Source organism: Glycomyces luteolus (assembly GCF_027622875.1).
In the GTDB taxonomy this organism is placed as follows: domain Bacteria; phylum Actinomycetota; class Actinomycetes; order Mycobacteriales; family Micromonosporaceae; genus Glycomyces; species Glycomyces luteolus.
On the sequence record NZ_JAPZVP010000030.1, the window covers coordinates 20925 to 35372 of the forward strand.

At 70.1% G+C, this 14448-nt stretch carries 10 protein-coding genes, 1 tRNA gene and 1 pseudogene; 6 read left to right on the plus strand and 6 right to left on the minus strand.

Annotated features, from left to right (window positions below):
- Positions 1 to 96: 96 nt before the first annotated feature.
- The 3 genes from O1R50_RS24905 to O1R50_RS24915 all read right to left on the minus strand — a co-directional run bounded on the left by O1R50_RS24905 (position 97) and on the right by O1R50_RS24915 (position 3468).
- Positions 97 to 591, minus strand: a complete 495-nt coding sequence (locus O1R50_RS24905; RefSeq protein ID WP_270112964.1) for a Rieske (2Fe-2S) protein — start codon at positions 589 to 591, stop codon at positions 97 to 99.
- A gap of 196 nt (positions 592 to 787) precedes the next feature.
- Positions 788 to 1915, minus strand: coding sequence for an acyl-CoA dehydrogenase family protein (locus O1R50_RS24910; RefSeq protein ID WP_270112965.1), 1128 nt, complete (start codon positions 1913 to 1915; stop codon positions 788 to 790).
- A gap of 32 nt (positions 1916 to 1947) precedes the next feature.
- Complete coding sequence (locus O1R50_RS24915; RefSeq protein WP_270112966.1) at positions 1948 to 3468, minus strand: acyl-CoA carboxylase subunit beta; 1521 nt, start codon at positions 3466 to 3468, stop codon at positions 1948 to 1950.
- Between the two features lie 671 nt (positions 3469 to 4139).
- Between O1R50_RS24915 and O1R50_RS24920 the strand changes: the two genes are divergently transcribed.
- Positions 4140 to 6233 carry an acyltransferase family protein gene (locus tag O1R50_RS24920; RefSeq protein WP_270112967.1) on the plus strand — a complete coding sequence of 698 codons (2094 nt, stop codon included), beginning with the start codon at positions 4140 to 4142 and terminating at the stop codon, positions 6231 to 6233.
- 43 nt (positions 6234 to 6276) lie between these two features.
- Here O1R50_RS24920 and deoD read toward each other — a convergent pair whose 3' ends face one another.
- On the minus strand, positions 6277 to 6984 hold the full coding sequence (deoD, locus tag O1R50_RS24925; RefSeq protein WP_270112968.1) for a purine-nucleoside phosphorylase: 708 nt from the start codon (positions 6982 to 6984) through the stop codon (positions 6277 to 6279).
- A gap of 107 nt (positions 6985 to 7091) precedes the next feature.
- Here deoD and O1R50_RS24930 point away from each other — a divergent pair.
- Both O1R50_RS24930 and wrbA read left to right on the plus strand, forming a co-directional pair.
- Positions 7092 to 7182 (plus strand) — tRNA-Ser (locus O1R50_RS24930).
- Between the two features lie 225 nt (positions 7183 to 7407).
- Complete coding sequence (wrbA, locus tag O1R50_RS24935) at positions 7408 to 8004, plus strand: NAD(P)H:quinone oxidoreductase (RefSeq protein WP_270112969.1); 597 nt, start codon at positions 7408 to 7410, stop codon at positions 8002 to 8004.
- A 126-nt stretch (positions 8005 to 8130) separates the two neighbouring features.
- Here wrbA and O1R50_RS24940 read toward each other — a convergent pair whose 3' ends face one another.
- Entirely contained in the window at positions 8131 to 8823 is a 693-nt protein-coding gene (locus tag O1R50_RS24940) for a maleylpyruvate isomerase family mycothiol-dependent enzyme (RefSeq protein WP_270112970.1), read from the minus strand.
- A 186-nt stretch (positions 8824 to 9009) separates the two neighbouring features.
- Here O1R50_RS24940 and O1R50_RS24945 point away from each other — a divergent pair, with 186 nt between their 5' ends.
- Entirely contained in the window at positions 9010 to 9948 is a 939-nt protein-coding gene (locus O1R50_RS24945; protein WP_270112971.1) for an endonuclease/exonuclease/phosphatase family protein, read from the plus strand.
- 218 nt (positions 9949 to 10166) lie between these two features.
- Positions 10167 to 10886 carry an ABC transporter ATP-binding protein gene (locus tag O1R50_RS24950; RefSeq protein WP_408612812.1) on the plus strand — a complete coding sequence of 240 codons (720 nt, stop codon included), beginning with the start codon at positions 10167 to 10169 and terminating at the stop codon, positions 10884 to 10886.
- Positions 10887 to 10956: 70 nt separating this feature from the next.
- On the opposite strand, the gene O1R50_RS24955 is transcribed toward O1R50_RS24950, so the two are convergent.
- Positions 10957 to 13416, minus strand: a complete 2460-nt coding sequence (locus tag O1R50_RS24955; protein WP_270112973.1) for a transglycosylase domain-containing protein — start codon at positions 13414 to 13416, stop codon at positions 10957 to 10959.
- A gap of 341 nt (positions 13417 to 13757) precedes the next feature.
- Here O1R50_RS24955 and O1R50_RS26585 point away from each other — a divergent pair.
- Positions 13758 to 14033: pseudogene (locus tag O1R50_RS26585) on the plus strand (WhiB family transcriptional regulator); the annotation flags it as partial.
- Positions 14034 to 14448 lie beyond the last annotated feature (415 nt).

Consider the following 14448-nt stretch of genomic DNA (forward strand, 5'->3'; position numbering starts at 1 on the left):
GAGCGAACCGTCCCCAGGACGCCGAACGCGAGCCCTTCATACGCAATGCGAAAGCGGCCGGAGCGCCAAGCGCCCCGGCCGCTTTCGCATACGCGCCTAAGCGAGCGAGATCTGGCCGTCCTCGACGGTGATCTCCACTGCGGGAAGGTTCACCTCTGCCGGGCCCTCCTCCAGCTCGCCCTCGATCGTCCACGTCGACTGGTGCCGCGGGCAGATGATGTTGCCGTCCGCGTCAGGGGCGTCGACGATCGCGCCCTGGTGCGGGCACACGGCCGAGAACGCCAGGAACTCGTCAGCCGTCGGCTGCACGATCACCGTCTCGTCCACGACGAGGCCCCCGCCCACGGGAACGTCCGCAGTCGCCGCGATCCCCGCGCCGCCGCTGCCCTCCGTGGTCGAACCACCCTCAGTGGACGGATCCGCTGCGCCCGTCGTCGACTCGCTCCCGTTCGGGGACTCGGCCGTGCCGCACGCGGCCAGCGCACCCGCCGCCCCCAGCCCGGCAAGCCCGCACATCACGCCGCGACGGGAGGTGACGGCCTTGGTCAACACTCGCCCCGCCAGATCGGATCCGGTCCTGGTGTCGGTCATAGTCAAGCTCCTCGCGCTCGTGGGCGCCATGGCCGGCCGCGGCATGCCTGCGAGCCGGGGCCGTGCCGTTGCGGCGCCTGCGGCCGCAACGCTAACGCCGCAAACCCGAGCCTGTCACGGGATACCGCCCCAGATCAAGAACTTTAGTTGAAGCTTCATCAAGTTCTCAGGAAGCTCACAGCCCCAACCACGCCCGCTACACCCCCAGCGACCGCGCGATCAGCATCCGCTGCACCTCATTCGTGCCCTCCCCGATCTCCAGCACCTTGCAGTCCCTCCACGCCCGCGCCACCGGCGTCTCGTTCATGAACCCGTACCCGCCGAAGATCTGCGTCGCCTCCCGCGCATTCTCCACCGCCGCCTGCGACGCGTGCAGTTTCGCCAGCGCCGCATCAGTCCCGAACGGCTCCCCCGCATCCGCCTTCGCCGCCGCGTCCTGCCACGCCAACCGCGACGTATGCGCACGCAACCGCATGTCCGCCAGCATGAACGCGATCGACTGGTTCTCCGCGATCGGCCGCCCGAACGCCTCCCGCTCCTTCGCATGGACCAGCGACTCGTCCAGGCACCCCTGCGCCGAACCCGTCGCCAGCGCCGCAAGAGCGACCCGGCCCGCGTCCAGCAGCTCCAGGAACTGCACGAAACCGCGCCCGCGCTGGCCGACGAGGTTCGCCTCGGGCACGCGGCAGCCGTCGAAGTAGACGGGCCGGGTGTCGGAGGCCCTCCAGCCGACCTTGGAGTACTCGGGGCCGATCTCGAGCCCGGGCGTGCCGGGTTCGACGGCGATGCAGGAGACCTCGCCGGGGCCGGTCTGGGCGGTGGCCACGATGAGGTCGGTCATCTCGGTGCCGGCGTTGGTGATGAAGCACTTGGCGCCGTCGATGACCCATTCGCCGTTCTCGATGCGGGCCTTGGTGTCGGTGTGCCCGGCGTCGGTGCCGCCGCCCGGCTCGGTGAGGGCGAAGGCGACGAGGCCCTGCCCGGAGGCGAGGCGCGGGAGCCATTTGGCCCGCTGCTCGGGGCTGCCGAAGCGGGCGATGCCCTCGGCGCCGAGGGTCACCGAGGCCTCGACGGTGACGGCGACGGAGGCGTCGACGCGGGCGATCTCCTCGAGCGCGAGGCCGAGCATGAAGAGCCCGGCTCCGGCGCCGCCGTACTCCTCGGGGAGCGTGACGCCCAGGACGCCGAGTTTGCCCAGCTCGCGGATGAGGTCGGCGGGGAACTCGCCGCGCTCGTAGAAGTCGCCGATGACGGGTTTGATCCGGTCCTGGGCGAAGGCGCGCACGGCGGCGGCGAATTCGGTCTGCTCGAGGTCGAGTCTCATGGCTGCTGCTCCTTCTCTATTGCGGCTCGCAGCTACACCGGTGTGATCGGGTGTCTGCGGTCGGAGAACCGGCGGTCCTTGTGGGTCAGCCGGCGGTATCGGGCGATGAGGTCGTCGCGGAGTGCGGCGGGTTCGAGGATGTCGTCGACGACGAGCTCGCCGGCGAGGCGGCGCAGGTCGACGTCGGCTTCGTACTCGGCCCGCTTGTCGGCGACGAACCGCTCGCGCTGGGCGGGGTCTTCGATCTGCGCGATCTTGTTGGCGTACACGGCGTTGACGGCCGCTTCGGCGCCCATGACGGCGATGCGGGCGCTCGGCAGCGCGATCGTGGCGTCGGACCCGAAGGCGGGGCCGGCCATGGCGTAGAGGCCGGCGCCGTAGGCCTTGCGGACGACGACGCAGATCTTGGGGACCGTGGCCTCGGCGACGGCGGCGATCATCTTGGCGCCGTGGCGGATGATGCCGCCGTGCTCGACGGCCGAGCCGACCATGAACCCGGGGACGTCGGCCAGGAACAGCAGCGGCACGTTGAACGAGTCGCATGTGGACACGAACCGGGCGGCCTTGTCGGCGGAGTCGGAGAAGAGGACGCCGCCGCGCACCGCGGAGTTGTTGGCGACGATCCCGACGGGCCTGCCGTCGAGGCGCGCGAACGCGGTGATGAGCTCCCCGGCCCAGCGGGCCTGCACCTCGAGCAGGGAGTCGCGGTCGACGAGGCCGTCGAGCACGGAGTGCATGTCGAACGGTGCGGCCTCGCTGGCGGGGATCGCGGCGGCGAGGTCGACCGGCAGCGGAGGGCGGGCCGCGCGCACCGGCGCGGGCTGCGTCCAGTTCGAGGGCAGGTAGGAGAGCCAGCGCCTGACAGAGGCGATCGCCTCGTCCTCGTTGCGGCACAGGAAGTGCCCGACGCCGGACTGCTCGCAGTGGACGCGCGCGCCGCCCATCTCCTCGAGGGTGGTCTTCTCGCCGGTGACCATCTCGACCATCCGCGGGCTGCCGAGGTACATCGAGGCGTTGCCGTCGACCATGGCGACGATGTCGCAGAACGCGGGAATGTACGCGCCGCCCGCGGCGCTGGGACCGAAGAGCGCGCAGGCCTGGGGGATGCGTCCGGAGGCGCGGACCTGCTCGTGGAAGATGCGGCCGGCACCGCGGCGGCCGGGGAAGAGCTGTACCTGGTCGGTGATGCGGGCCCCGGCGGAGTCGACGAGGTAGACGAGGGGGTGCTGCTCGAGCTGTGCGGCTTCGACGGTGCGGATGATCTTCTCGACGGTGCGCGCGCCCCAGGACCCGGCCTTCACGGTGGAGTCGTTGGCGACGAGCCGGATCGGGCGGCCCTGCACGGTGGCGGTGCCGACGACCACGCCGTCGGCGGGGAGCTGCGGGTCGGGGTTGGCCCAGAGGTTGTCCTCGCGGAACGAGTCGGGGTCGCACAGGCGGCGGATGCGCTCGCGGGCGTGGTACTTGCCCGCGGCGGCCGCGGCCTGGTGGTACTTCTCGGCGCCGCCGCGCTCGATGCGCTCCCGTTCGGCCGGGTAGTCCCCGAATTCCACGGCACGGCCTCCTCGCCGAAGTCAGTCCCTTAACGATCGTTAAGGCAAGCTTATTGTGTCCCGCGAATCCGCGCGTGTCAACGCATTCGCCGCATGGGTAATTCAGTTGTTCACTCTCCGGTGTAACCCCAGGTCCAGGACCCCGTCGTACCCGTCGGGCACCATCGAATCGAGGCGCCCGCGAACGCCCGATTGGCGCAGAACCACCGAAACCCGCCGGATCCACCGATCCGACCGGACAGAGACGCACCCGTCCGCAGCTCGCCGCCTACCACGCTGGCCGCGCCCACGTCCTCACGCCCGCAACCCGCCCGGCGGCAGCCCGCCCCCGCAACCCGCCCCCCCCGCAACCCGCCCCCCCGCAACCCGCCCCCCCGCAACCCGCGCTGGCCACAGCCCGCGCCGGCCACCTGCCGTGTCGTACCCCTAGGGCACCATCGAATCGGGGGCGCTCGCGAACGCCCGATCTGCGGGCGTCCGCCGCGAACCGCCGCACCCGCGTTCGCCGCAACCGCCCGGACCCTGTACGCGCGCAACGCCGCAGCCGCCCGCTCCGTGCCCGTACCCGCCGCGGCTACCCTCGGGGAACCACCGCACCGAGCCACTGCACCGAGCCGCCGAACCCGCGCCGCCAGACCCGTGCCCCAGCACGCCGCCTCCCCCGGAGTCCGATGACCAGCCCCGCGAGCACCAGCGCCCCGACCGGCGCCGCCCCGGCCCCCGCCCCCGCGCGCCCGGAACCGGCCGCACGGCCGCCGCGCCTGCGCGAGATCGACGGCCTGCGCGGCATCGCCATCGTCGTCATCGCCGTCTACCACATCTGGTTCGACCGCGTCTCCGGCGGCGTCGACGTATTCCTCCTGCTCTCCGGCTTCTTCATCACCGCGAGCCTCCTCCGCTCGGTCGAACGCACCGGCTCCGTACGCCCCCTCGCCTTCGCCGCCCGCATCGTGCGCCGCATCTTCCCGCCCGCGCTCGTCGTCGCCGCGGCCACCGTGCTCCTCACCGTCATCTGGCTCCCGCGCGCCACCTGGAACCAGCAGCTCGGCGACATCCTCGCCTCGGCCCTCTACTACGGCAACTGGAACCTCGCCGTCCACTCCGTCGACTACCTCTCCTCGAACAACGGCGCGAGCATCGTCCAGCACTACTGGTCCATGGGCGTCCAAGCCCAGTTCTACGTCCTGTGGCCGGTCCTCACCGCCGCCAGCGCCTGGCTCGCCGCCCGCGCCGGCTGGAGCCGCCGCCGCGTGCTCGCCGCCGCCCTCGCGCTCGTCTTCGCGGCCTCGTTCGCGTTCGCGCTGTGGGAGACCGACGCGAACCAGGCCTTCGCGTACTTCGACCTCCGCGCCCGCCTGTGGCAGTTCGCCGCCGGCGGCCTCCTCGCCGTCGCGCTCCCGCGCCTGCGCACCGCCTTCGCGGAACCCGATGCGCCGCAAGCCAAATGGACGGCGGCAATGCTCGGCTGGGCGGGCGTCGCGGTGCTCCTCGGCGCCGGGTTCTTCCTCGACAGCACCGAGTTCCCCGGGCTGGCCGCGCTCTGGCCGGTGGGCGGCGCATGCGCGGTCGTCGCCGCCGCCTCCCTCAGTCCGGGCGGCGGCGCGGGACGGCTGCTGAACACGCGGCCCGTGCAGTGGCTCGGCGACCTCTCGTACACGCTCTACCTGTGGCACTGGCCGATCCTCATCTGCTACCTCACCGCCACCGGCCGCGACACCGCAACGCTCCTCGGCGGCCTCGGCATCCTCGCCGCCGCGACCCTCCTCGCCTGGGCCACGCACTGGGCGCTCGAGCAGCGGCTCCCCGCAACGGGGTTCGGCCAGCGGACGATGCGGGGCGCCTTCGCGCTCGGCGCCGCGTGCCTCGCGCTCGTCCTCGCCTCGTATGCGGCCCTGACCTGGTACATCTCCTTCGAGCGCGACCGGCTCGCCGAAGCCGCCGCCGACCCCGACCGGTACCCGGGCGCGGCCGCCCTCGCCGAAGGACTCGACGTCCCCGAGACCGCCTTCGCGCCCTCCACACTAGATGCCGCCGAGGACTACGACCCCGCGCTCTCGGGCCGCTGCAACCAGACCATGGAGGGTTACGAGCCGATCCGCTGCGACTTCGGCGTCGACGAAGCCGATGCCACCGCCACGGTCGTCATGTACGGCGGCTCCAAGATCTGGCAGTGGCTCCCGGCCGTGCTCGACGCCGCCGAGGCCCGGGACTGGCACGTCATCGCGTACACGAAGAACGCCTGCATCATCGAGACCGGCCAGGAGGCCCTGGGCGAGGAGCGCTACCGCTCCTGCGCGGCGTGGAACGACGACGTCGTCGCCGAGATCGACCGGATCGCCCCCGACCTGGTCCTCACCTACGGCTCGCGGGTCGGCTACGAGGCGTACGAGACCTTCCCCGACTACACCGACCGCTACGGGCAGCTCGTCGCCACGGGTGCCGCGGTCGTCGCCCTGCGCGACACCCCGAGCCCCCGCTTCGACATCCCGCTGTGCGTGGACCTCAACGGCCGCAACGCGAGCGAATGCACCGTGGACCGGGCCTCGTACTACGACGAGGGGGCGTTCGAGGCATTGGAGGTACCTCCGGGCGTCCACAAGGTCGACCTCACCGACTACATCTGCGGGCCGCGGGCCTGCCCGCCCGTGATCGGCAACGTCCTCGTCTACCGCGACGACGCCCACCTCACCAACACCTACGCCGCGACCCTCGGCCCGTACCTGGGGGCCGAGCTCGCGGCGGTCCTCGAGCAGGCCGCCGGGTAGGCGAAAGGCCCGGCTCGCGCGAGCCGGGCCTCCCTCCGAGGTCTTAGGCGGTGACTGCGTCCAGAGCGATCTCCACCATCTCGGAGAACGACTCCTGCCGGTCGGCAGCGGGCAGCTCGGTGCCCTTGAGGATGTGGTCGGAGATGGTGCACAGCGCGAGCGCGCGCGCCTGGAACTTCGCGGCGAGCGTGTAGATCGCCGCGGCCTCCATCTCGATGGCGAGGATGCCGTAGTCGGCGAGCTTCGACTCGACCTCGGGCGCGTCGGTGTAGAACGTGTCGGAGGAGTACAGCTGGCCGACGTGCAGTTTGATCCCGCGCGCGGCCGCCGCGTCCACGGAGGCGCGGAGCAGGCCGAAGTCGGCCACCGGCGCGTAGTCGACGACGCCGTTGAAGCGGATGCGGTTCATCGAGGAGTTCGTGGACGCGCCGATCCCGGCCACCACGTCGCGCAGCTCGATCCGGTCGTGGATCGCGCCCGCCGAGCCGACCCGGACCACCGTCTTGACGCCGTAGACCTCCAGCAGCTCGTGCGTGTAGATCGACGCGGACGGCTGCCCCATCCCGGTGCCCTGCACGGACACGCGCTTGCCGTTGTAGGTGCCGGTGAAGCCGAACATGTTCCGGACCTCGGTGTAGCAGGTCGCGTCGGTGAGGAAGTTCTCGGCGATCCACTTCGCACGCAGCGGGTCCCCGGGAAGGAGGACGCTCTCGGCGATGTCGCCCGGCTTGGCGGAGATGTGTGCAGTCATGACGCCAGCTTCTCATAAACATCCCATGAATTTGCGGGGACTGGCTGTGAGCTGGATCGCCGAGCCCGGTTCGCCGCGCGCGCCCGCGGTCCGGTAGTGTTCTCCGCGGTGGCGTGTCCGAGCGGCCGAAGGAGCTCGCCTCGAAAGCGAGTGTTGGGTAACCCTCAACCGTGGGTTCAAATCCCACCGCCACCGCCAACTGAGTCCCAGTTCAGACGCCCGGGAGGGCGGATGAGCTGGGATTTTTTCTTGCCCGTCGACCTGGTGTTCCGGGTACGTCCGGGCTGCTCAGGGCCGCATCTCCCAGTGATTCCCCAGCGCTTCCCCCGCATTTGCAGGAATGTTTGGGACATGTTGCGCGGGCCAACACTGGCTTGAGGACCGCAACGGGGTCAACACCGATGCCACACAGAGGGGGCGCCAATGGTCAAGCTCGCCGTGATCCACTATTCGCAGACGGGGAATGTGTACGAGATGGCCCGGGCGGCCGCCGAAGCGGGCCGGGACGCGGGCGCCGAAGTGCGCCTCCGCAAAGTCGCCGAGCTGGCGCCGCCGGAGGCGATCGCCGCGAACGAGGAATGGGCCGCGCACGTCGAGGCGACCGCCGACGCCGAGGAGGCGGCGATCAGCGACCTGGAATGGGCCGACGCGGTCATGTGGGGCACGCCCACCCGCTTCGGCCTCCCGACCGCCCAGATCAAGCAGTTCATCGACATGACCGGCCCGCTCTGGCAGGAGGGCGGCCTGGTCGACAAGGTCATGTCCACCTTCACGTCGACCAAGACCAGCCACGGCGGCCAGGAGTCGACGATCCTCGCGATGAACAACACCTTCTACCACTGGGGCGCGATCATCGTCGGCCCCGGCTACACCGACCCGCTGCAGTTCGACGAGGCGGTCGGGAACCCGTACGGCGCCAGCCACATCGGCGCCAAAGGCCCGGTGGGGGAGAAGAACCGCGCCGCGATCGCGGTTCAGACCCGGCGCGTGGTCGACGTCGCCCGCCGGCTCAACGCTTGAACCCGGCCGTCGGAGTGGGTGCAAGTGCAACCCCCCGCCGGGAATGCCGGGCTTCCCGAATCGGGAGGCCCGGCATTTCGCATTGCAAAGGCCCGAGCAGGGTCGGATCAAGGGCCGCAGCACGCCTCACGGCGTCAGCGGCCCGGCGAGGACCTCATCGCCCGCCTCGCGGTCGCCCGACCAGGCGATCGACGCGTCGTCGGCGGACACCCGGCCCCACAGCATGAGGAGCAGCCGCTCCGCCGTCCCCGAGACCTCGGCGGCGGGCGCGCCCGGACCGTACGTCCAGGACGCACCGGTGTCGGTGGCCCGCAGCCGCAGTGCGTGCCGCGGCGGTCCGACCCGGCCCAGCTTGACCTGGCGCGGCGCCATCGTGTCGAAGACCTCCGCCACCCCGTCCGCGGCCACCGCCGGGTCGAACGGCAGCGCCCGGCCGAGCGCGTGCTGCGCGTCCCACCGGTGGAGGAGCGTCTCATGGACGCGCCGCCGGTGCCAGAACCCGACCGTCCGCGGCGGATACAGCGTCCACGCCTCCGCCTCGGGATCGGTGTCCAGCGCGGCCAGCAGATCCGCTGTCGAGGCGTCGAACCACGCCCGGATCGCCGCGTCCGACTCCGGCGCGGGCGGCGCCTCGAAGTCGCCCCGCAACTCGGTGACCGCCGCGATCACCCAGCGGTTGTCGCGCCCCAGATGCCCGGCGAGGTCCCGCAGCCGCCAGTCTCCGCAATGCGCAACGGGCGCATCGAGATCGCTGTCGAGGCAGGCACTGAACGCCGCGGACTCCGCGCGCAGCAGCTCGAGATAGGGAAGGAACTCCATGGCGCGAACCCTATCCGGACGGCGGCCCCGCACGCCTGGGCGCGCGGCCGCCGGGCGCCCGGCCCGCGGACGGGGGCCCGGCATCCGCCGCACCTCGCCACGGGCGGCTAACCTGTCGGGACCGCGCCGCCGCCGGCGGCGCGAATGGCGCGGCAGCGCCGCTCACACGGAGAAAGGCGGCAGCGGGTGAGTCGATCATCGACGGGCGGGAAGATCTTCAGCGGGACGGTCATCGTCCTCTCGCTGCTCCTCGCCGCGATCCTGCTCCTCCACCGGTTCATCCCCAACCGCTGGTTCAACCTCGGCAGCCTCATCGAGACCTTCCTGCCCTGGTTCGGCCTCGCCGTCCCGCTCCTCCTCGTCCTCGCCGCCATCCGCCGCAGGCCCCTCGCCATCATCTGCGCCCTGCTCCCCGGCCTCGTCTGGTTCCAGATGTACGCCGCGCTCATCCCCGACAAGCACGGCGGCGACGGCGACTTCCGCGTCGTCGCCCACAACGTCAACGCCAACAACACCGACACCGAGGGCACCGCCGCGACCCTCCTCGCCGCCGAACCCGACGTCATCGTCCTGGTCGAACTCACCGAGGACCAGCGCAGCGCGTGGAGCGAGACCCTCGACGACCGGTACGAGTACTCCGTCTCCTACGGCACCGTCGCGCTCTGGTCGACCCACCCCGTCCTCGACTCCTACGAGGTCGACCTCGACCTCGGCTGGGCCCGCGCCTTCCGCGCCGCCGTCGAGATCGACGGCGAACCCGTCGCCATTTACGTCGCGCACCTCTTGTCCGTTCGCGTCAACACCGAGGGCTTCACCTCCGCCCAGCGCAACGAGACCGCCCTGCTCCTCGGCGAAGCCCTCGCCGACGAGCAGCTCGACCGCGTCATCCTCGCCGGGGACCTCAACGGCACCTCCCAGGACCGGGCACTCGCCCCGATCACCTACCAGCTCCATTCGGCGCAGGCCGACGCCGGCGAGGGCTTCGGGTTCACCTGGCCCGCCGACACACCGCTGGCGCGGATCGACCAGGTCCTCTACCGGGGCCTCGAGGCCACCGGCTCGGACGTCCTGGACGCGACCGCTTCCGACCACCGCCCGGTGATGGCCGACTTCGCCTTCTCCTGAGGCGCCGGCGGACTCCGACCGGTCGGGCGTGCAACCACTCGCGACGGTTCGGGCGTCTTGGAGACGTGACCGAAGACGACGCGACCATGATCCTGCCGACCGTCAGCGGCGGTGCCGCGAACGGCCCTGCCGCCGCTGACGACACCGCCGTGTTCGCGCGCGTCGACACCGGGCCCGCCGAGAGCGGCCGCGCGCTGATCGAACTCGACGGGGTGGGCATGACCTACCCCGGCCCGCCGCCCGTCGAAGCGCTGAAACCCGTCGAGTTGCGGATCGAGGACGGCGAGTACGTCGCGATCGTCGGCCCCTCCGGCTCGGGCAAGTCCACGCTCCTCAACCTCCTCGGCCTGCTCGACGCGCCCACGGCGGGCACGTACTGGCTCGACGGGCACGACACCTCGAAGATGAAGGAAGCGCACCGCACCCAGCTGCGCGCCGACAAGATCGGGTTCATCTTCCAGGCCTTCCACCTCATGGCCCACCGCACCGCGACCGAGAACGTCGCGATGTCCCTGGTCTACCAAGGGGTCCCGAAACGCAAGCGGCGCCAGATCGCTCGCGAGAAGCTCGAACTCGTCGGCCTCTCCCACCGCCTCGACGCGCTGCCCACGACCCTCTCCGGCGGTGAGCGCCAGCGCGTCGCGATCGCCCGCGCCCTCGCGGCCGGGCCGAGCCTGCTGCTGTGCGACGAGCCCACCGGCAACCTCGACTCCAGGACCGCCGACTCGATCATGGCCACATTGGACGAACTACACGCCGAGGGCCTGACCATCCTCATCATCACCCACGACCACGAAGTGGCCGAACGCGCCCAGCGCGCCGTGACCATCCGCGACGGCCAGCTCCGCGAGGGCAACCACCTCCACGACGACGGCCACCACACCGTCCCCACCGACCGGGCCTCCGCCGGCACCCTCGTGATGCCCAAGGCCCCCTGACGAACTTCCTTCCTCCCAAAAGGACTGCGGGCCCGCGCCGAGAGGCGCGGGCCCGCAGTTCGCTTGCGGCTCAGTCCCTGTCAGGCGGCGTGGTCGCTCCGGGGGGCGTCTCGCCCTCTTCGGGCTTCTCGTCCTCCTTGTAGTCCTTGCCGTTCGAGATGAGGATGTACACCGGCGCGCCGCTGGGCGCCGAGCCGGTCGGCGTGGTCGTGAACGCCTCGCCCTCCTTGCAGTCGGAGTCGTACTGACCGCTGGCGATCTCGGCGTCGAACCCGGCGCCGGAGACGCGCGAGCGCGCCTCGTCGGCGTCCATGCAGTCGATCGACGGGATCGAGACCAGGTTCTTCCCGTTGACCATGTCGTCGGTGGGCTTGGGCCAGTTCTCCTCTTCGAGGTCGCGGACGGCGTCCTTGAGGATCGCGACACCGGCCGCCTTCACCGAGTCCTTCAGCGACGAGGTGGCGACGTCCGCTCGGTGTGTCGAATCAGGGTCGCCGACGAACGTGGCGGTGGCGGCGTTCGGGGTCGCGCCGATGAACCAGTACGACCGGTTCGAGTCGGCGGTCCCGGTCTTGCCGAAGAGCGGCCGCCCGAAGTCCCCGGTGTAGCGGGCGGCGGTACCGGTGCCGGAGCACTGGGAACCCTCGGGGCTCTGGCCCACCACGCAGCGCCCGGCGCTGACGGCCGCGTACGCGACCTCCTCGGAGAACGCCTGGTTGCATTGCGGCGCAGCGGCTTCGGTCCATTCCTTGCCGTCAGAGCCGATCACCTTCATGACCGGAAGCGGCTCGCAGTGGACCCCGCCCGCGGCGACTGTGGCATAGGACTCGGCCATTTCCAGCGGCGTCGTCGAGTGGAGGCCGAGGGTGAAGGTGCCCTGGGACTCGTCGATGCTGCCGTCCTCGTACGCCTCGTTCAGCGGGGAGTTGTAGAAGTCGACGCCGGACGCGACGGCCGCTTCGTAGGCGGCGCTGACGCCGACCATCTCCTGAAGCCGCACGAACGCGGTGTTGGAGGAGCGGCCGAACATGCCCCACATGTTCAGCGGCGCCGAGGACCAGTTGCTGTCGTTCGTCGGGCACCAGTGCGCGTACTGCACCTCGCCTCGCTGGAACGGTTGGCAGTCGGATTCGGATTCGTCAAGCGAGGCGCCGCTCATGAGGTACTGGGAGGTGTACCTGCCGGGTGAGGGGATGCGGGTCTCCAGGGGGTAGCCCTTGTCAAGGGCTGCAAGCATGGTGAACATCTTGAAGGTCGAGCCGCCCGGGTAGCCGTTGACCTTTTCGTTGCCGCTGAGCAGCGGGATGGTCGTGTTCGGGTAGTTCGACGGCTTGCTGTCGTCGCCGTCGGTCCGGGGTTTGTTCTCGGTCTGGTCGAGGCTGTAGTTGCGGTTCACGGCCATCGCGCGGACGTGCCCGGTGCCCGGGGTGATGGTGACCGAGCCGAGCGCGGCGGAGTTGTTGACGCTCACCTCTTCGGTGAGGCGCTCGGTGGCCTGGTTCTGGAGGTCGGCGTCGAGGCTGGTGACGATCCGGAAGCCGCCGCGCTTGAGCAGGCTCATACGGTCGCGTTCGGTCTCGCCGAAGGCCTCCTGGCTCGCCCACCACTCCTTGAAGTAGTCGCAGAAGAAGCCCCAGTTGGGGGTCGCGACGTCGACGCATTCGCTGCGGACGGGGCGCGGGTTCAGGCCGAGCGGCTGGGCTTTGGCCTCGTCGGCCGCGGCCTGGTCGAGGGTGCCGAGGCCGACCATGCGGTCGAGGACCCAGTTGCGGCGGTCCACGATGTCCTTGTCGTCGCCTTCGCCGTCGAGGAGGCCGTCGGCGAAGGAGGGGAACTTCGGCAGCGAGGCGAGGGTCGCGGCCTCGGCGGCGGTGAGATCGCTCGGCGGCTTGTTGAAGTAGGCGTACGACCCGGCGTGGACCCCGTAGGCCTGGTTGCCGAGGTAGATCACGTTCAGGTAGCCCTCGAGGATCTCCTCTTTGGACATCGTTTCTTCGATGCCCATGGCGTAGCGGGCTTCCCGGAGCTTGCGGTCGTACGTGTCCTCGGACGCGGCGATCACTTCGTCGATGGTTGAAGCCGAGTAGATCAGGGTATTGCGTACGAACTGCATGGTGAGGGTCGACGCCCCCTGGGAGTCGCCGCCTTGGTTCGCCACGGCGGCCCGGATGATCCCGGCCCAGTCGACCCCGTTGTGCTCGTAGAACTTCGAGTCCTCGGCGGCCAGGAGCGCGTCGATCATGACCGGGGAGACCTCGTCGAGGGTGACCTCGCGGCGGTTCTCTTCGTAGAAGGAGGTGATGAGCGTCTCGCCATCGGAGGCGTACACATAGGTCGTCTGCGGCAGGGTGGGTTTGGTGAGTTCCGTCGGCAGCGACTCGAACGAGTCGACGCTGTTCTCGGCAACGAGGCCGCCGAGTCCGACGAGGGGGAAGGCGGCCGCGGCCGCGAGCACGCCGGCGAGCACACCGCAGATCAGCAGCGCGATGCCGTCCCTCAAGGGACTCCGGTCGCGTTTCAAGGTCTCCACCGCCTCAGATTAGAACGAACGTCGGGAAGTGCGGCACGGCAGCATCCGGAATCGGAAGGCGGCTCGCATGCAAGGCCAGATGTATGCCCGCAATTGATACGCCGCAATCCGGAAGAGCGGATGCGTCCGTATCGGAATCGTTATTATCGCGAGCTGTCATCGCGTAATTGATCGGAGGGGTGAAGCCGTCCCACGGAGTCCGATTTTCGTCTCGGAGAGTAGTCAAACCCTTACGAGAGGTGTAAGGTCCGTTCTGACGGCCACATTGTGTGATCGAAAGATCACTCGAATGTAGTCGTCGGGGGGTATGAAGGGAAAGATCTCACGGGGAGGTCATGCGGATGGGACTGCTGATCGACTGGACGACCAAGGCGCTATGTCAGGAAGGTGATCCTGACGCCCTGTTCGTGCAAGGAGCAGAGCAGAACAACGCGAAGAAAGTGTGCCGCGGCTGTCCGGTACGGCTGGAATGTCTCGCCGACGCGCTCGACAATCGCATCGAGTTCGGCGTCTGGGGCGGCATGACCGAGCGGGAGCGGAGGGCACTGCTGCGCAGGCACGCGGACGTCCGCTCCTGGAGAGCGGTCTTCGAGGTCGCACTTGAGGAGGAGCAGCGAAGCGCCCGCAAGGGGAACCGGCGCCGGATACCGGTGGACATCAACTTCTTACCGGCGAGCCTCTCGAAGAAAGGCACGACCACCGCGCCTGGACGGCACCACCGTCCGGGCGCGTTTTTCATGCCCTGTGGAAAACTCCGCGCCTCACGAACAGGCAAAATAAACAACCCTCACGAAGTTATCCACAGGCGGAAAACAGTGTTTGGCGTTCACTACCGGGCATGTGATTGTTGAGTGAAAAAACGACTGCTTTAGGTGGAGGAGGAGCGAAGCAGGAGACCGGTCCCGGCAGGACTGGCGGCGAAGAGGGAACCCCGGGGGCCGCCCCCGAAGACCGAGCGCGGGTGCACCCGCGCGCGGCGCCTGCCGGCACACCTCGCCCGGGGCACCCGGGGGGCGAGGCCCGCCCGCGGGG